The organism is Nakamurella flavida (assembly GCF_030811475.1).
Lineage (GTDB): Bacteria > Actinomycetota > Actinomycetes > Mycobacteriales > Nakamurellaceae > Nakamurella > Nakamurella flavida.
Genome location: NZ_JAUSQV010000001.1, coordinates 1,079,992 through 1,097,152 on the forward strand (window position 1 = coordinate 1,079,992; position 17,161 = coordinate 1,097,152).

General features: G+C 73.4%; 17 protein-coding genes. 3 read left to right on the plus strand and 14 right to left on the minus strand.

Annotated elements, in window-relative coordinates:
* Nucleotides 1-2: 2 nt before the first annotated feature.
* The 8 genes from secF to J2S58_RS04840 all read right to left on the minus strand — a co-directional run bounded on the left by secF (nucleotide 3) and on the right by J2S58_RS04840 (nucleotide 8,624).
* Nucleotides 3-1,319, minus strand: coding sequence for a protein translocase subunit SecF (secF, locus tag J2S58_RS04805; RefSeq protein ID WP_370881853.1), 1,317 nt, complete (start codon nucleotides 1,317-1,319; stop codon nucleotides 3-5).
* Between the two features lie 67 nt (nucleotides 1,320-1,386).
* A complete protein-coding gene (gene secD / locus J2S58_RS04810; RefSeq protein ID WP_205257514.1) occupies nucleotides 1,387-3,339 on the minus strand; it encodes a protein translocase subunit SecD in 1,953 nt (650 codons plus the stop codon).
* Between the two features lie 156 nt (nucleotides 3,340-3,495).
* Nucleotides 3,496-3,930 carry a preprotein translocase subunit YajC gene (yajC, locus tag J2S58_RS04815; protein ID WP_205257515.1) on the minus strand — a complete coding sequence of 145 codons (435 nt, stop codon included), beginning with the start codon at nucleotides 3,928-3,930 and terminating at the stop codon, nucleotides 3,496-3,498.
* Between the two features lie 248 nt (nucleotides 3,931-4,178).
* Entirely contained in the window at nucleotides 4,179-5,216 is a 1,038-nt protein-coding gene (gene ruvB, locus J2S58_RS04820) for a Holliday junction branch migration DNA helicase RuvB (RefSeq protein ID WP_205257645.1), read from the minus strand.
* A gap of 122 nt (nucleotides 5,217-5,338) precedes the next feature.
* Nucleotides 5,339-5,962: a Holliday junction branch migration protein RuvA gene (gene ruvA, locus J2S58_RS04825; protein ID WP_205257646.1), complete on the minus strand. Its 624-nt coding sequence runs from the start codon at nucleotides 5,960-5,962 to the stop codon at nucleotides 5,339-5,341.
* Nucleotides 5,959-6,630 carry a crossover junction endodeoxyribonuclease RuvC gene (gene ruvC / locus J2S58_RS04830; protein ID WP_205257516.1) on the minus strand — a complete coding sequence of 224 codons (672 nt, stop codon included), beginning with the start codon at nucleotides 6,628-6,630 and terminating at the stop codon, nucleotides 5,959-5,961. Before ruvC ends, ruvA begins: the two co-directional genes overlap by 4 nt.
* 170 nt (nucleotides 6,631-6,800) lie before the next feature.
* Complete coding sequence (locus J2S58_RS04835) at nucleotides 6,801-7,568, minus strand: YebC/PmpR family DNA-binding transcriptional regulator (RefSeq protein ID WP_205257517.1); 768 nt, start codon at nucleotides 7,566-7,568, stop codon at nucleotides 6,801-6,803.
* 102 nt (nucleotides 7,569-7,670) lie between these two features.
* Nucleotides 7,671-8,624: a helix-turn-helix domain-containing protein gene (locus tag J2S58_RS04840; RefSeq protein WP_205257518.1), complete on the minus strand. Its 954-nt coding sequence runs from the start codon at nucleotides 8,622-8,624 to the stop codon at nucleotides 7,671-7,673.
* Nucleotides 8,625-8,787: 163 nt separating this feature from the next.
* Here J2S58_RS04840 and J2S58_RS04845 point away from each other — a divergent pair, with 163 nt between their 5' ends.
* Nucleotides 8,788-9,108, plus strand: coding sequence for a hypothetical protein (locus tag J2S58_RS04845; protein ID WP_205257519.1), 321 nt, complete (start codon nucleotides 8,788-8,790; stop codon nucleotides 9,106-9,108).
* Nucleotides 9,109-9,245: 137 nt separating this feature from the next.
* On the opposite strand, the gene pdxT is transcribed toward J2S58_RS04845, so the two are convergent.
* Both pdxT and yczE read right to left on the minus strand, forming a co-directional pair.
* Complete coding sequence (gene pdxT / locus J2S58_RS04850) at nucleotides 9,246-9,839, minus strand: pyridoxal 5'-phosphate synthase glutaminase subunit PdxT (RefSeq protein ID WP_205257520.1); 594 nt, start codon at nucleotides 9,837-9,839, stop codon at nucleotides 9,246-9,248.
* Nucleotides 9,840-9,900: 61 nt separating this feature from the next.
* Complete coding sequence (yczE, locus tag J2S58_RS04855; RefSeq protein WP_205257521.1) at nucleotides 9,901-10,596, minus strand: membrane protein YczE; 696 nt, start codon at nucleotides 10,594-10,596, stop codon at nucleotides 9,901-9,903.
* Between the two features lie 93 nt (nucleotides 10,597-10,689).
* Here yczE and yczR point away from each other — a divergent pair, with 93 nt between their 5' ends.
* Nucleotides 10,690-12,192: a MocR-like transcription factor YczR gene (gene yczR, locus J2S58_RS04860; protein WP_205257522.1), complete on the plus strand. Its 1,503-nt coding sequence runs from the start codon at nucleotides 10,690-10,692 to the stop codon at nucleotides 12,190-12,192.
* 44 nt (nucleotides 12,193-12,236) lie between these two features.
* Nucleotides 12,237-13,013: a DUF2127 domain-containing protein gene (locus J2S58_RS04865; RefSeq protein WP_205257523.1), complete on the plus strand. Its 777-nt coding sequence runs from the start codon at nucleotides 12,237-12,239 to the stop codon at nucleotides 13,011-13,013.
* Nucleotides 13,014-13,048: 35 nt separating this feature from the next.
* On the opposite strand, the gene pdxS is transcribed toward J2S58_RS04865, so the two are convergent.
* The 4 genes from pdxS to J2S58_RS04885 all read right to left on the minus strand — a co-directional run bounded on the left by pdxS (nucleotide 13,049) and on the right by J2S58_RS04885 (nucleotide 17,156).
* A complete protein-coding gene (gene pdxS, locus J2S58_RS04870; RefSeq protein WP_205257647.1) occupies nucleotides 13,049-13,939 on the minus strand; it encodes a pyridoxal 5'-phosphate synthase lyase subunit PdxS in 891 nt (296 codons plus the stop codon).
* A 182-nt stretch (nucleotides 13,940-14,121) separates the two neighbouring features.
* Nucleotides 14,122-15,216 carry a DUF3048 domain-containing protein gene (locus J2S58_RS04875; RefSeq protein WP_205257524.1) on the minus strand — a complete coding sequence of 365 codons (1,095 nt, stop codon included), beginning with the start codon at nucleotides 15,214-15,216 and terminating at the stop codon, nucleotides 14,122-14,124.
* A 304-nt stretch (nucleotides 15,217-15,520) separates the two neighbouring features.
* Nucleotides 15,521-16,507, minus strand: a complete 987-nt coding sequence (locus J2S58_RS04880) for an NUDIX hydrolase (protein ID WP_240189118.1) — start codon at nucleotides 16,505-16,507, stop codon at nucleotides 15,521-15,523.
* Nucleotides 16,508-16,682: 175 nt separating this feature from the next.
* Nucleotides 16,683-17,156: a hypothetical protein gene (locus J2S58_RS04885; protein ID WP_205257525.1), complete on the minus strand. Its 474-nt coding sequence runs from the start codon at nucleotides 17,154-17,156 to the stop codon at nucleotides 16,683-16,685.
* Nucleotides 17,157-17,161: the final 5 nt, after the last annotated feature.

The window sequence follows — 17,161 nt, forward strand, 5'->3', positions numbered from 1 at the left end:
GGTCAGCGCCCGCGCTTGCCGGTCGGGCGGGCGGTCGCGGACGGCCGACCGCTGCGGCCGGTGGGCCGGACCGGCCGGGAGCCCGGGCGCGGGGCGGCACTGGGCGCGAGACCGGCGCCGACGGCCGGGGGCGCCGTCGCGGCCACGGGCTGGCGGACGGCCGTGCCGGCGGTCCGGCCGATGGGGTCGCCGTCCGCGTCCACGATCAGGCCCTCGTTCTTGCGCTTGGCGAGCACCCGGGCGGTGTGCGCCTTGATGGCCGGATCCCGCAGCTTCATGTCCACCGCGATCGGGACGGCGACGAAGACCGACGAGTAGGCACCGACGATCATGCCGACCAGCTGCACCAGGGCGAGGTCCTTCAGCGTCCCCGAGCCCAGGATGGCCACGCCGGCGACGAGCAGACCGGCCACCGGGAGGAGGGCGATCAAGGAGGTGTTGATCGAGCGCATCAGGGTCTGGTTGATGGCCAGGTTCGCCGCCTCGGGGTAGGTCCGCCGGTTCAGCGAGGTCAACCCCTTGGTGTTCTCCTGCACCTTGTCGTAGACCACGACGGTGTCGTACAGCGAGAACCCGAGGATGGTCAGCAGGCCGATGACGGTGGCCGGGGTGACCTCGAACCCGATCAGCGAGTAGATGCCCGCGGTGACGACGAGGTCGTGCAGCGTGGACACCACGGCGCCGAGCGCGACCCGCTTCTCGTACCGGATCCAGAGGAACGCGGCGACGGCGACGAGGAAGACGATCACCGCGACGAGGGCGCGCTGGGAGATCTCCCCGCCCCAGGTCTCCGAGACCGCGGAGTCGGACACCCCGCCGTCCGGGTTGTAGGCCGCGACCAGCGCGTTCTTCGCCGCGGTCACCTGGTCGACGCTGAGCGCCGAGGTGCTGATCTGGATGCGCGAACCCACCGTCTGCACGGAGTCCGGCTCCAGGCCGATGGCCCCGTTGACGACCTCGGCGACCTGGGAGGTGGAGATCTGCTGCCCGGCGGGTGGCGCGAAGTCCATCCGGGTACCGCCGGCGAAGTCGATGCCGAAGGTGAACCCACGGAACAGGATCAGCAGGATCGAGGCCAGGACGAGGAATCCGGAGACCATGTAGTAGATCCGCCGGGGCCCCAGGATGTTGAACGCACCGGTGCCGGTGGACAACCGCCCGAAGAACCCGCCGCGCGCCGCGGCCGCCTTGGCCGGGGCCAGTCCCTCGTCGGTGGCCCCACCTACGGCGCCGACACCGTCGGTCGGATCGGCCGGATCGGTGACGTCCGCCGCAGCGGCCCCCAGCGGTGCCGACCCGGAGCGGGCCGGTGTGGGCACGCCCAGGTCGTCCGGGAGCGGGCCGCCCGGCCCGGTCGGCACGGTGGTGCGACGGATCTCGGCCATGTCAGGCCTCCTTCACAGCGAGACGGGCCGCGGCGGTCCGTTGCCGGGCACCGGCCTTGGCCACACCGCCCAACCCGGAGAACTTCGATGAGGCGAAGGCCTTGGAGCCGGACGCCAGGTGGACGAGCGGGTGGGTCACCAGGAAGACGACGACGAGGTCGAGCACCGTGGTCAGGCCCAGGGTGAACGCGAAACCCTTGACCTCGCCGACGGCCAGCACGTACAGGATCGCGGCGGACAGGAACGAGACGGCGTCGGCGGCCAGGATGGTGCGCTTGGCCCGCACCCAACCCCGCGGCACCGCGGACCGGAAGGACCGGCCCTCGCGGACCTCGTCCTTGAGTCGCTCGAAGTAGATGACGAACGAGTCCGCCGTGATGCCGATGGCGATGATCAGACCGGCGACGCCGGCCATGTCCAGGCTGAGCCCGATCCACCGGCCGAGCAGCACCAGGATGGCGTAGACCAACCCGAACGAGAGCACCAGCGACAGGATGGTGACCACACCGAGCATCCGGTAGTAGACCAGGCAGTAGATGATCACCAGGAGCAGCCCGATTCCGCCGGCGATCAGCCCGGCCTGCAGGTACTCCAGGCCCAGCTGGGCACTGACGTTCACCGACTCGGCGCGGTCGAAGGCGAGCGGCAACGCACCGAACTTCAGCGAGTTGGCCAGGGCGTTCGCCGTCTCCTGGTTGAACGCCCCGCTGATCTCGGTGCCCGGCGTGGTGATGGCCTGGTTGATGCTGGGCGCACTGAGCACCTGGCCGTCCAGCGTCATCGCGGTGAGCTTGCCGATGTTTCCGGCGGTGTAGGAGGACCAGGTCGCGTACCCGGCCGACTTGAAGTTCAGGTTGACCGTCCACAGACCGCGCTGGGCGTTGAACCCGGCGGTGGCGGTGTCGATCTCCGTGCCCGGGATGAGCGTCGGCTCCAGCAGGTACAGCGCGTCACCCTCGGTGCTGCAGGCCAGGAGTGGCTTGGCCGGGTCGTCCAGCCCGCGGTACGGCGCCAGGTCCTCGCAGGTCAGTGCGGGCAGAGCGGTGGTGGCCGAGGTGATCCAGGCCTGGTACGAGGCGTCATCTCCCGGGAGCGGCTGCGTCGGGTTGGCCGGGTCGCTGCCGGTGGGCCAGGTGGGGGCCACCGAGCCGGAGGTCTCCGCGGCCGACGCGGCGGTGACGCTGGCGTCGGTGGGCGGTGGGGTCGCCGAGACGGTGGTGGCGGGCAAGGAGCCGTCCGCGGACGGGGTCGCCGCGGGGGTCTCGACGGCCGCAGTCTCGGCCGCCGGGGTCTCGGCGGCGGGCGTCTCGCTCCCGGGGGCGGCACGGACCGCACCCTGGTCGGCGCGCAGGCCCTGGCTGGCCGGGGTCTCGGCCGCGGGAGTCTCGGCGGCAGGAGTCTCGGCAGCAGGAGTCTCGGCAGCAGGAGTCTCGGCAGCCGGGCTCTCGGTGGTGGCCGGGGCGACCTGTTCACCGGTGGTCGAGGTGGCACCGCTGGTGGCCGGGGCGCCGTCGGTACCGGTGGCGGGCGCCGTCGACGGGGTTAACGCCGCCCCCGGGACGGTGACGATCGGCTGCGAGGTCGACGGGTCGACGGCCACGGGCCGGATGTTGAGCTGCGCGCTGCGGGTGAGGTTGTTCAGGTCCTCGTTGCCCGGGACGGTGATGACCAGCTGGCGGGAACCGTCGATCTGGATCTGGGCGCCGGCCACACCGGAGCCGTTGACCCGGCCCTCCATGATCGTCCGGGCCTGCTGCATTGCCGTGCGGGAGGGCTCGGAGCCGTCGAGCGTGCGGGCCGTGAGGGTGATCCGGGTGCCGCCCTGCAGGTCGATGCCGAGCTTGGGCGTGGTCGATCCCGGCGTCAGGAACACCAGGCCGTACAGACCCGCCGTGATGATGCAGAAGATCAGGATCGATCGCCACGGACGGAACTGCCTTGCTGCTGTTGCCACGACACGCCTATCTCTCCACGACACGACACGGGCCCACGGCATCATCGCCGTGGGCCGGTCGGACGAACATAAAGGACGAGGTCCCGCCCCCAGGGACGGACGATCCGGGGTGAACGTTCACGGAGCGTCCGGGGATGCTAGCTCACTGCCGCGACCTCAGGAGTCGCGACGCGTGGGGTCCTTGCGCAGGTCGAGCGGCTCGGCCGGTCGGGCTCCGGGCTCGGTGCCGTAGGTGTCCGGGAAGGACGAGCCGTTCAGCGAACCGCCGAGGGAGGACGCGTCCTCGGGAGCGGAGTCGAACGAGCTGACCTCGTCGAGCTCGGTCTCCGGGCCGGGCACGATGACCTCGCGCACGGCGGCGCGGATCCAGGTGGTCCGCACGCCGGGGGCGATCTCCAGCTCGATGGTGTCGTCGACGACCGCGGTCACCTCACCGTGCAGACCGGACGTGGTCATCACGCGGGCGCCGATGCGGAGCGAGTCCTGCATCTTGCGGGTCTCGGCGACCTGACGCTTCTGCTTGCGGACACTGCTGTACATCAGGAAGCCGAATGCCGCGAAGAGCAGCACGGGCAGAAGTAGGCCTTCCATGGGTTTCTCCCTCGATCGTTCACTGCGCCGGTCGGGCGCTGGTCTGCGTTCGTCGTCGCTCGGGTGCGGATCCATCCCCTGGGGGATTGCCTCCGCACGGGCGCTGCGCCGTTCCTCCGGGGAACGGGGGGCGAGCCCCGATCGTTCCCTCCACCGCGTAGAGCCGGCCGGGGTCACGACACCGTGGAGTGACCCCACCCTAACCGAGTCCGAGCCGGCCAACCCCGGGCCGCACCGCAGCGACGTGGTCAGTCCTGGTCGGTGGCACCGGCATCGAACAGCGGGTCCTGGGCGGCGGGCGAACCGGGCCGGGGGGTGAGGCCGAGGTGTTCCCAGGCGGCGGGGGTGGCCACCCGACCCTGTCGGGTGCGGGCCAGCATGCCCACCCGGACCAGGAACGGCTCGCACACCTCCTCGACGGTGCTGGCCTCCTCACCGACGGCGACGGCCAGCGTGGTGAGCCCGACCGGGCCGCCACCGAAGGACGCGCACAGGGCCGTCAGCACACTGCGGTCCAGCCGGTCCAGGCCGAGCACGTCGACGTCGTACACCGCGAGGGCCGCGCGGGCGACCTCCCTGGTGATCGCCCCGTCTGCTCTGACCTGCGCGTAGTCGCGCACCCGGCGGAGCAGCCGGTTGGCGATCCGGGGGGTGCCGCGGGACCGGCCGGCGATCTCGGTGGCCCCGTCCGGCCGCAGGTCGACCTCGAGGATCGTGGCGCTCCGGGTGATCACCCGGGTCAGCTCGGCCGCCGTGTAGAACTCCATGTGCGCGGTGAAACCGAACCGGTCGCGCAGAGGGCTGGTCAGCTGACCCGACCGGGTGGTCGCACCGACCAGGGTGAACGGGGCGATCTCCAACGGGATGGACGTGGCCCCGGGGCCCTTGCCCACCATGACGTCGACCCGGAAGTCCTCCATGGCCAGGTAGAGCATCTCCTCGGCCGGGCGGGCGATGCGATGGATCTCGTCGATGAACAGGACGTCACCCTCGACCAGGTTGGACAGGATCGCGGCGAGATCGCCGGCCCGTTCCAGCGCCGGCCCGGACGTCAACCGCAGCGACGCGCCCAGCTCGGCGGCGATGATCATCGACAGGCTGGTCTTGCCGAGGCCGGGCGGGCCGGCCAGCAGGATGTGGTCCGGTGGGGTGCCGCGCAGCTTCGCCCCGGACAGGACCAGTTCCAACTGCTCCCGGACGCGCACCTGGCCGACGAACTCGGTGAGCGACCGCGGCCGTAGGGACGCCTCGACATCGCCGTCGGCCGGTACCTCCCCCGGCTGCATGTCCCCCACGGGGAACGCGTCGGCGAAGTCATCGGAGAAGTCGTCGGAGGAACCGTCGGAGTGGTCGTCCCGGCCCGCGTCGTCCGGCGCGTCGCCGTCATCTGCCGCGTCGTCCCGCCAGGTCATCGGGACCGTCCGAGCAGGCCCAGGGCGCGGCGCAGCAGCACTCCGACGTCACCGTCCCGGACGGCGGGGTCCTCGGTCTCGCCGGCGACGGTGGCTGTCGCGTCCTCGGCCTGCTTGGCGGTGAACCCCAGCCCGACCAGGGCGTCCACGAGCTGGTCCCGCCAGGCCAGGACCGATCCCCCGGTGAGCGGCGCGACTCCGGCGGGCGCAGCCACGGCCGTCCCGCCGACCTTGTCCTTGAGTTCCAGCACGAGCCGCTCGGCGCTGCGCTTGCCCACCCCGGGCGCGCGCGTCAGCGTGGTGGTGTCGCCGGCGGCCAGGGCCCGCCGCAACTGGTCGGGCTCGAGCACGGCCAGCAGCGCGAGCGCAATCTTGGCGCCGAACCCGGTCACCGACTGGACCAGCTCGAACAGCTCCCTGGCGTCGTCGGAGGCGAAACCGAACAGGGTGAGGGAGTCCTCGCGGACGATCAGCGTGGTGGCCAGCCGGGCCTGGTCCCCGCGGCGCAGGGTGGCCAGGGTGCCGGGGGTGGCCCGGACGGCCAGACCCACCCCGCCGACCTCGATGACGGCGTGGTCCAGCGCGATGGCGGCGACCGTCCCGCGCACCGAGCTGATCACGACGACCACCGCGGCTGCTCGGGGGCGCCGCCGCCCAGGGCGGCCCGCCGGGCGGCGGTCTGCCGGATCTGATCGCGGCGGGCCTCGTCGAGCCGGGCCTGGGTGCGGCGGGCGCGCAACCGCGCCGCCTGCTGGAGCTCGGTCAACGCATGCGAGCCCGGGGAGGTGACGGCGGTGTGCGCCCGGATGCGCGCCTGCAGCGGGGAGCGCCACAGATGGCAGATGGCCAGGGCCAGGGCGTCGGCGGCGTCGGCCGGGCGGGGCGCCACGGCGAGCCGGAGCAGCCGGGTGACCATGGCGGTGACCTGGGCCTTGTCCGCGGAGCCGTTCCCCGACACCGCGGCCTTGACCTCGCTCGGGGTGTGCCAGGCCACCGGGATGCCACGGCGGGCGGCGGCCAGAGCGACCACGCCGGCGGCGTGCGCCGTCCCCATGACCGTGCCCAGGTTCTGCTGGGTGAACATCCGCTCGATGGCGACGCGATCGGGGCGGAAGCGATCGAGCGCGGCCTCGACGTGATCGGCCACGGTGACCAGGCGCAGGGCCAGGTCCTGTTCGGACGGGGTCCGCACCACGCTCACGTCGACCAGCTGCAGCCCCGCGGCCGTCCCGTCGACGACCCCGACCCCGCAGCGGGTCAGGCCGGGATCGACCCCCAAAACCCGCACGGCATACCCCCCCGACGACGACGGCTGACGCCGCATGAGAACACCTGTTCGCACGGGGACGGTACCGGGCCGGCCGGGCCGCGCCGGGGAGGCCACGCCGCCCGGCGACCGGGCTCGGGGGGGCCAGGGCCCACCCGGGCCCTCCCGGGCCGGTCGACCCGGGCAGCGGGCTACTCGTTGTCGAGCTGCTCGGCGATCTCGTCGGAGATGTCGGCGTTGGTGTAGACGTTCTGCACGTCGTCGAGCTCCTCGATGGCGTCGATGAGCTTGATGTACTTCCGGGCCGCCTCGATGTCCAGCGGGACCTGCAGCGACGGGATGAAGGTGGGGTCGGCCGAGTCGTACTCGATGCCGGCGTCCTTCACCGCGGTACGCACGGCCATCAGGTCGGTGGCCTCCGAGATGACCTCGAAGGACTCCCCCGTGTCGTTGACCTCCTCGGCGCCCGCCTCCAGCACGGCCAGGGTCAGGTCGTCCTCGGTGACCTCGGCGCCGTTGTGCTCGCGCGGCACCACCACGACACCCTTGCGGCTGAACAGGTAGGCCACGCTGCCCGGATCGGCCATGTTGCCGCCGTTGCGGGTGACGGCCACCCGGACCTCGGAGGCCGCCCGGTTCTTGTTGTCCGTCAGGCACTCGATCATCATCGCGACACCGGCCGGGCCGTAGCCCTCGTAGGTGATGGACTGGTAATCCACGCCGCCGCCGTCGGCGCCGGACCCGCGCTTCACGGCGCGGTCGATGTTCTCGTTCGGCACGGAGGTCTTCTTGGCCTTCTGGATGGCGTCCCAGAGGGTGGGGTTGCCGTCGGGGTCGCCGCCGCCCGTCCGCGCCGCGACCTCGATGTTCTTGATCAGCTTCGCGAACAGCTTGCCGCGCTTGGCGTCCTTCGCGGCCTTCTGGTGCTTCGTGGTGGCCCACTTGGAATGGCCTGACATGGCGCTCCTCGATCGCGGTGGGCGCCGACGGTCGGCTCACCGGGCGACCGGGAGCAACCTGGTGGACGGCCGGGTAGCCGTCGCTGGCGCGCGGAGACCATTCTAGGTGCCCGCCCGCGTCCCCCCGACGACCTCGACGACCTCCCCGCCCAGCTCCGGGGCATCGTCCGGCTCGTCGAGCACCGCGGCGAGGAATTCGCGCGACCGTGTGCGGGGCAGGGCCATCGCGGTGAGCAGTTCGTGGTCGCGGACGTAGCGGTGCACCTCGGTGTCCGCCTCGACGAATGAGATGCGGGTCTTGTTCTCCAGGTAGACGACGTCGGGCCGGGCCGTGGCCCGCGAGGTGAGCACGGAGAACGAGCCGGCACTGACCGGCGGGATGCCCGCGGCGAACGGCAGGACCCGCAGGTCGACGCCGGGCCGGGCGGCCAGCTCGAGAAGGTGCCGCAGCTGACCGCGACGCACGGCCCGGTCGGCGGCCGGGTCGTCACCGCCCACCGCCCGCCGCAGCACGGCCTCGTCGATCACCGCGCGCACGGTCAGCCCGTTCGGTCCCGGCCCCCCGTCCGGGCCGGGGAGCACCTCCTGCCGACGCAGGCACACCCGGATCCGGCGATCCGTCTCCGCCGGCGAGGGCACCTGCCAGGTGGCACCGACGACCCGGCGCACGTACTCCGGGGTCATCAGCAGGGCATGCGGCAGCACGGCGCAGTAGGTACGCAGTTCACTGGACCCGGCCTCCAGGCGCAGCAGGCCGGCGTACCCGGGCGACAACGACTCGGCGTGCGCGTCCCACCAGCCCCGGGTGCGGGCGGACGGAGCCAGCCGGCGCAGGTGGGCGGCGTGTTCCGGGGACAAGGCGTACACGGCGAGGACGGCGTCCAGGTCGGCCCCCGAGATGCCGATCCGGCCGGTCTCGATCCGGGACACCTTGGACGCGGACCACCCCAGCAGACGGGCGACCTCGCCGGCCGGGAAGCCCGCCTGGACCCGGGCTTCCCGCAGCTCGTGGGCGAGCCTGCGCTCGCGGACCGACGGTGACTCCGGAGCACTCATGGGCCCTCCCCGGCCGTCGTGCAGGGATCTCTCCTGCAATTGTGCAAGCACTCTGGCACGAGCGAACGGCTGCTGTCACGGTTCGGGCATCGGTCCGGCGGTCCCGTCGGACGATCCCCGGACCCGGACCCCCGGCCCGGACCACGGCGGAAGGACACCCCCGATGACCTCCCTGCGATGCTCACTCGGCCTGCACCGCTGGACCACCGACCGATCGGTGGCCGGCCGCACCATCACCCGGGCGATCTCCTGGACCGAGCGCTGCACCGAGTGCGACCGCCGACGCAGCCGGTTCGTCGACACCGGCGGCGGGTCGTCGGCCGGCGCCGGCTTCGGTGGATTCCTCGGCGGGAGCGGGCACGGGGGTGGATCCGGCGGCGGGCATGGCGGCGGGCACGGCGGGTGGGGCGGGGACGGCGGGTCCTGCGGTGGTGGGGACGGCGGCGGGGGTGGTGGAGGCGGCGACGGTGGCGGGGGCTGCTGAGCCACTCCCGTGCTGCCCGACCCGCACCGGGTCGGGCGGCACACGCGCCCGCACCTGTCGTTCGCGCCCCTGATCGCGGGAGCGTTCACGCAACGCGGGCGCGTCCACGCAGGGCGGGGCGCATTCAGGCAGGGCGGTCAGCCGCCGGAGACCATCGCCAGGAACATCTCGTGCAGGCGGAGGTCGTCGCCGACCTCGGGGTGGAAGGCGGTGGCGAGAACGGAACCCTGCCGGACGGCGACGGGGTGCCCGTCCACCTCGGCGAGCACCTCGACCCCGGGACCGGCCTCCTCCACCCACGGGGCCCGGATGAAGACGCCGGTCATCGGCGAGTCGAGCCCGGCGACGGCGACGGACCGTTCGAAGGAGTCCACCTGCCGGCCGAAGGCGTTGCGCCGCACGACCATGTCGATCGCGCCCAGTGGACGCTGATCGGGGCGCCCGTCCAGGATGTCGCGGGCCAGCACGATCATCCCGGCGCAGGACCCGAAGGCCGGCAGCCCCGCCTGCAGGCCGCCGGTGAGCGCGGTGCGCAGATCCAGCACGTCGAGCAGCCGGCAGATGGTCGTCGACTCACCGCCCGGGATGACGATGCCGTCGAGCCGGGCCAGTTCCGCCGCCCGGCGGACCGGCCGGGCCAGCACCCCGAGGCTGGCCAGGGCGGTGAGGTGTTCCTCCACGTCGCCCTGCAGGGCCAGCACACCGATCACCGGATCGCTCGTCGGGCTCATCGGGGGGTCCGTGCGGTACGGGCGGTGCTGGTGCAGGTCACGTCCGGAAGGCTACGGGCCGTCAGCGGCCCTCCGGACCGGACAGCACGTCGTCGACCGAGGGGGGCACCGGCCCGCGCACCCGGCCCACGGCGAACGCCGGCAGCATCCACTGCAGCAGCGGGCCGATGGCGAGCGCGTACACGACGGTGGCCACCCCGACCATGCCGCCGAGCAGCCAGCCCACCGCCAGCACGGTGAGCTCGATACCGCTGCGGACCACGCGCACCGACCCCACCCCGCGGGCGACCAGCCCCGTCATCAGCCCGTCACGGGGGCCGGGCCCGAGGCCGGCACCCAGGTACAGCGCGCCGGCCAGGGCATTGCCGAGCACCGCCGCGAGAAGGATCAGGATCTGCCCGGTGAGCCCGTGCACCGGGGGCACCACGGCCAGCGTCAGATCGGTGGCCCAGCCGATGATCAGGGTGTTGGCGATGGTGCCCACCCCCGGCCGCTGGCGGAGCGGGATCCACAGCAGCAGCACGAGCACCGACACGATGGTGATGACCGTGCCGTAGGAGAGCGGGACCAGCCGGGTCAACCCCTGGTGGAAGACGTCCCAGGGGTCCAGCCCGAGGGCGGCCCGCACCATCAGCCCCATGGTGAACCCGTACAGCAGGAGCCCGACCAGGAGCTGGGCGAAGCGGCGGGGACGGCGGTCGGTCGGGACGGGGGCGAGGAGGTGCGATGCACGGGCGAGGACGGACGAGCGAGCCATACTCATCACTGTGCGCCCGATTGGCCTGGACAGAAAGGTCCACCTGCGGGAAAGTGGCCTGATGAATGGGAACCGGTCGGCCGGCGGCAGCGCATGAGTGGGACCACCGCCCGGGTGTCGGCCGCCGCACTGGCCCGGTACGTGGGATCGGTCGACGCGGCGGAGCACCCGGTCTACCGCTGGCTGGCCGGCCGCATCCGGGCCGGCGTGCTGGACGGTCGCCTGGCGCTCGACGCCACCCTGCCCAGCGAGCGGGAGCTGGCCACCGGCATGGACCTGTCCCGGACCACCGTCGGCGCGGCGTACACGCTGCTGCGCGAACAGGGCTGGATCTCCTCCCGACGGGGCTCGGGCAGTCGACTCCGCCTGCCCGACGCCCCCGGCCGGGCGACCGCCCCGCCCCGGGCCCCGTTCGGGCCCGCGGGCATCCACGGCTGGGACACCCCGCTGGGCGCGGATCCCATCGACCTGACCACCGCATGCCTGCCCGCGCCGGCCGACGCCCTGCGCACCGCGCTGGCCGGGGCAACCACCCGACTCCCCCGGTACCTGGCCGCCGACGGCTACCAGCCGTTCGGGTTGCGCGAGCTGCGGGAGGCGATCGCCGAGCGGTACAGCCGGGGCGGTGCGCCGACCACGGCCGAGCAGATCCTGATCACCAACGGCGCCCAGCACGCGCTGTCCCTGGCCGTGAACACCCTGTCGGTCGTGGGCGACCGGGTCCTGGTGGAGTGTCCGACCTACCCCGTCGCGCTGGACGCCCTGTTGGCCGGCGGTCGGGTGCCCACCACGGTGGGTCTGCACCTACCCACCGCGCCCGTCGGGGGCGGGTGGGACGTCGAACTGGTCGCCGCCACGCTGCGGCACTCCACCCCCCGGCTGGCCTACCTCATCCCGGACTTCCAGAACCCGACGGGTGCGCTGATGGACACCGCCACCCGGGAGCAGATCCTCGCGGCCGCCCGATCGGCCGGCACGCTGGTGCTGGCCGACGAGTCCAACCGCGACCTGGCCTTCGCCGTCGACGGGGCGATGCCCCCGTCGATGGCGGCGCTGGACGACGGCAGTCGGGTGCTCACCCTCGGGTCGATGTCCAAGGCGTTCTGGGGTGGCCTGCGGGTCGGATGGATCCGGTCCAGCCCGGCGTCGATCCGCCGACTGGCCCGGGCCCGGGCCCTGACGGACATGGCCGGCCCGATCCTGGACCAGCTGATCGCGGTGGAGCTGCTCGCCGATCCCGAGCCCGGGCTGACGGTGCAACGCGCCCGGCTGGCCGCCGGCGCCGATGCGCTGCTCGGCGCGCTGGCCCGGGAGCTGCCGGACTGGCGGCCGACCCGACCCGGTGGCGGGTTGTGCCTGTGGGTGCAGCTGCCCGGTCCGTTCGCCGCCGAGCTGACCCGGCAGGCCGTCGGAGCCGGCGTCCAGCTGGCCCCCGGGTCGCGTTTCGGACCGGACGGCACCCTCGAGTCGTTCGTCCGCCTGCCGATCACCGCCGACCCGGCCCGCCTGGTGGAGGCGGTCCGCCGGCTGACCGGCGTCGCCGCCGCGGCGGCCAGCACCCCGGCCGCGCAGTTCCCGGCCGGATGGCTGACCTGACCCGTTCACCCCGGGCACAGCCCCCCGGGCCCTAATCTGCGCGGATGGACTGGAATCTGCGGTCGTGCGGCGTGCGCGGTCACGCCACCTACGCCCCCGACGAGCCCGGACTCGCCGCCCGACTGCGCGTCGACACGCCTATCGGGGAAGCCTGGCGCTGCCTGCGCTGCGGGGACTTCGTCCCCGGCGAGCCGCATGGTTCGGGACCGGCCGACGACGCGCCGGAGGTGCCCCGCGGCAAGCTCCTGCGCGACCGGACGATCATGCGGGTGCTCGCGGTGGAGCGGGTGTTCCGCGGCCTGGTCGTCCTCGGCATCGTCTACCTGATCCTGCGGTTCCGCGGCAGCCGGGAGAGCGTCCAGCAGGCGTTCGACACCGACCTGAGCCTGTTCCGCCCGTTGGCCGACCAGATCGGCTGGAACGTCGAGAGCTCGTCCCTGGTCAGCGGTATCGACCGTTTCCTGGGGTGGTCGCCGACCGCGTTGACCTGGCTGGCCGTCGCGCTCGGGGCCTACGCCGTCATCGAGTTCGCCGAGGCCTACGGGCTGTGGATGATGCGCCGCTGGGGCGAGTACCTCGCCGTGGTCGCCACCGGCCTGTTCCTGCCCATCGAGATCCGCGAGATCCTGGAGCGGGTGACCTGGCTGCGCATCCTGTTGTTCGCGATCAACCTGGCCGCGGTGCTCTGGCTGCTGTGGTCCAAGCGGCTCTTCGGGATCCGCGGCGGGGGCGCGGCCTGGCGGGCCGAACACCATGCGGAGAGCCTGCTCTCGGTCGAGCGGGCCGCGGCCGGGACGGACGTCGCCCCGGCCCGGCGGTGACCGTCACCCGGACCGGATGACGGCACCGCGGGAGGTCACCAGCCGCGCTCGGCCAGCCGGTGCGCGACCGGGATCTCGTCGACGTTGAGCCCGACCATGGCCTCGCCGAGGCCGCGGGAGACCTTGGCCAGCACGTCCGGGTCGTCGTAGAACGTGGTGGCCGCGACGATCGCCTCGGCGCGCTGGGCGGGGTTGCCGGACTTGAAGATGCCCGAACCGACGAAGACGCCCTGGGCGCCCAGCTGCATCATCAGCGCGGCGTCGGCGGGGGTCGCGATGCCGCCGGCACTGAACAGCACGACGGGCAGGCGACCGGCCGCGGCCACCTCGGCGACCAGCTCGTACGGCGCCTGCAGGTCCTTCGCGGCCACGTACAGCTCATCCGGGCTGAGCGCACCGATGCGGCGGATCTCGCCCGAGATGGTGCGCATGTGGGTCACCGCGTTGGAGACGTCACCGGTGCCGGCCTCGCCCTTGGACCGGATCATGGCCGCACCCTCGGTGATGCGCCGCAGCGCCTCGCCCAGGTTGGTCGCGCCACAGACGAAGGGCACCGTGAACGCCCACTTGTCGATGTGGTGGGCGTAGTCGGCCGGGGTGAGCACCTCGGACTCGTCCAGGTAGTCCACGCCGAGGGACTGCAGGATCTGCGCCTCGACGAAGTGCCCGATGCGCGCCTTGGCCATCACCGGGATGGAGACCGAGGCGATGATGCTGTCGATCATGTCCGGGTCGCTCATCCGGGACACGCCGCCCTGCGCGCGGATGTCCGCGGGCACCCGCTCCAGGGCCATGACGGCGACCGCGCCGGCGTCCTCCGCGATCTTCGCCTGGTCGGCGGTGACCACGTCCATGATCACGCCGCCCTTGAGCATGTCGGCCATGCCGCGCTTGACCCGGGCCGTGCCGGTGACCGAGGACCCGATCACCGCGCCGTCGTGGTCGTCGGGGGAGGTGGCGGGGCGCGGGTCGGTGCTGGCGGACACGGTGGTGCTCCTGTTCTGGGCGGACCGGGGGCGGCGGGCGGTTGTCCACCGTGCCTGGCCGGGGCTCATCGTAAGCGCGCCGGGCGGTCCCGTCGTGCGTCGGATCTCCCTCGCCGGCCCGGTCAGCGGATGTCGGTGCCCGGTGTGGCCAGCACCACCCAGGTGCGGCCCGGCTTGAACGGGACGGGCACCCCCGCGGCGTCGAGATAGCTGGTCGGCTGATCGGCCGCGGGCCGGCTCCAGGTGCCGGTCAGCACGTGCCCGTCGCGATGCAGGGCGAAGGTCCCGGACCCCACGGTGTGCGAGACGTAGGAGGGAGAGCCGACCGAGTCGACGGTGCCGTCCGGTTCGGACTGCACGTCCTGCACGAGCACGTTGTCGGCGACGACGGGCCGGCCGTCGGCGTCGGAGAGCGGGTCTCCGTCGCGGCCGACCCGGTACTGCCCACCGGCATCGACGGTGAAGGTCTGGGTCAACGTCGGGAAGCGGGCGCTGATCGAGCTCTGGGACGGGGCCGCGGCCACCCGGGGATCGAGCGCGGCGAACACCATGCCCAGGTCCTTCGGCGCGGTCCAGCCGGGGATGGAGGAAGCCACCCGGTCCAGGTTGGCGTGCAGGTTGTAGGGGTTCCGGGCGGCGGAGGACCGCCAGTAAGCCCCGGCCACCCCCGAGCCGTCGATCGCCCCCGACCGCTGCAGGGCGGCCAGTGGACCGCCCGCCCCACCGGAGAACGCCAGGATCGGGATGCCGTAGGCGCTGAGCACCTCACCGTCCGTGGTGCGCACGCTGCGGACGGGGCCGACCTCGTCGGGCAGCACGGTGTGGAAGACGGCCAGCAGCCGGGTCAGTCCGGCCTCCACCTCCTCCACGTAGACGATGTCGGCGTCGGCCAGGCCGTACTGCGGCTGACCTGCGCCGGTGTTGTCGATCTTGACCGCGACCACCGGGGTGAGCATCGGCGCACCCCCGGTCAGCGGGTCGACCGCGGGCGGCGCGGGGGCCGGTTCCGGCTCGGGCGGCGGCGCGGGCGCGGGCGCCGGTTCGGGGGTCGGGGTCGGGGTGGGTGACGGTGTCGGCGACGCCGAGGTCGTGGCGGGGGGCGGCGCGGACGACGACGGAACCGTCACCGACGGGGACGTCGACGGCACGGCCGAGGCCACCGGCGGCAGTCCCCCGCTGCACGCGGACAGCATCAGCGGGAGGAGGACGAGGGCCACCGGGAGACGGTGCGGCCGTGGGGGGCGACCCGTTCGGCCCGGCCGGACGACCACGCGCACCTCCGTCGGCTGCGGCCGGGACCGCGGGGCGGCCGGCCGGATGATCATCCTCGGACGGGTGTCCGGTCGGCTCAACCTAGGAGATCGACGGTCCCGGGCCGCGTTCCGGACGGCGTGTCGTGCCGGCAACCCGATCGGCGGCCGACGGCGGAGCGTCACCGGGCCGCCACCGAGGGCCGCAGCGGCCATCCTCACCGGACCAGCCACGCGGGGAGGCGACCCAGCCGGTGGAGCAGGGTGGACGTCAGCGGACCTCGACGACCTCGGCGGGTTCGCCGCGGTCCAGGGCCAGCCGGGCCTCGGTGAGCCGGTCGGCCAGCTCGACCGGGAAGACCTGTTCGCGGATCTCGGCCAGGTCGTCGTGCTCCCACCAGCGGTGGCCGGTCAACGTCTGATGTTCGAGCTCGGTGCGACCGCTGGTGTCCAGCTCGTCGCGCCCCGGGTGGGCGCCGGACCGGGCGGCGAAGTAGAACTCGGTCTGTTCGTAATCGACCCCGACGAAGGCGAACCGGGCCGTCCGCCGCCAGATCGGACCGACCAGATCGCCCGGGGCGAGCTGGAGGCCCGTCTCCTCGGCGACCTCCCGGACGGCGGCCTGGGCCAGGTCCTCCCCGGACTCCACCCCGCCGCCGGGGGTGAACCACCAGCTCGCCCCGGCCCGCGGGTCGGTGCCCGACAGCAGCAGGACCCGGTCGGCGTCGTCGAGCAGCAGCACCCGCGCCGCCGTCCGTCGGACGGGTTCGGGGCGCCGGTGCTCGGCGATCTCGAAGTAGTCCGGCAGGGCGGCCCGACCGGCCAGCCCGAACACCCGGGTGAACCGGTCACCGCGCAGCGCCCGGGTGTCGCGGACGGCATCGTTGTAGAAGCGTCGGGCCAGGGTGACCCGTTCTCCGGCGTCGGCCAGTTGCAGGGCCAGCTCCGGCTCGTGCACGGGCGGGAGCGCGACCAGCGCCCGGGACAGATCGTTCTCGGCATCGGCCCGGTGGGCGCGGGTGGCCGTGTCGGCCACCGTGACCAGGGCGCGCAGCTCGTCGGCGTGCGGCTGGTCGAGCCCGCCGGCGGCGGCCACCGCCCGTGCGGCGACGACCCGCCGGGCCAGCGCCCCCTCCAGCGCCGCCCAGGCCGCCTCGGTGCGCACGTGCAGCCGATCCAGCCGGTTGGCGGTCGACCACAGTTTGAGGGCGGCGAGGGCCACGAGCAGGACGGCCACGACGACCAACAGGGTGGTCAACTGTCCTCCTGGTCGGGAACGGGCCGGTCACCGGACGGTGCGCGGGGCGGGTGGCGGTGCCCAGGATGGCATGCCCACGGTCAGGTCCGCGCCAGCCGGCGGCGGCCGGCGGCCCGTGCGGAGGACGACGACCCCGCCGGACGGGCCACGGGAGGGCGCCGCCGGGTCCCCGGCGTCAGCGGGTGCTGCGGTCCCGATCGACGTCGGCGAAGCCCCGCGGGCCGAACGCGTCGAACGCGGACAGCCGCAGCCCGCCGGCGACGCCGACGAGCAGCCCCACGGCCATCACGATCGGACCCCAGGTGTCGCTGCCGGAGACGGCGCCCACGATGCCCGTGATCGTCATGACCGCGCCCACGATCAACAGGCCCAGCAGCAGCCGGCGCCCGTACCGGGCCCACCACAGGCTCGTGGCGCCGGGCTCCCAGTCCGCGTCGATCCAGTCGGGGCGGCGCCGGAAAGCGATCAGCGTGGCTGTGGAGCACGCCATCAGGACGAGCACGACGGCCACGAAGAGGATGTCCCACCACCGGACGCCGTCGCGGAGTAGCTGCCGACCGTTGACCAGCAACAGGAACGCAGGTAGGACCAGTGTCGCAACCGCCCGCCCGGGCCCGTCCGCCGTGAGCCACCAGGGTCTGCGTCGCATGCCCG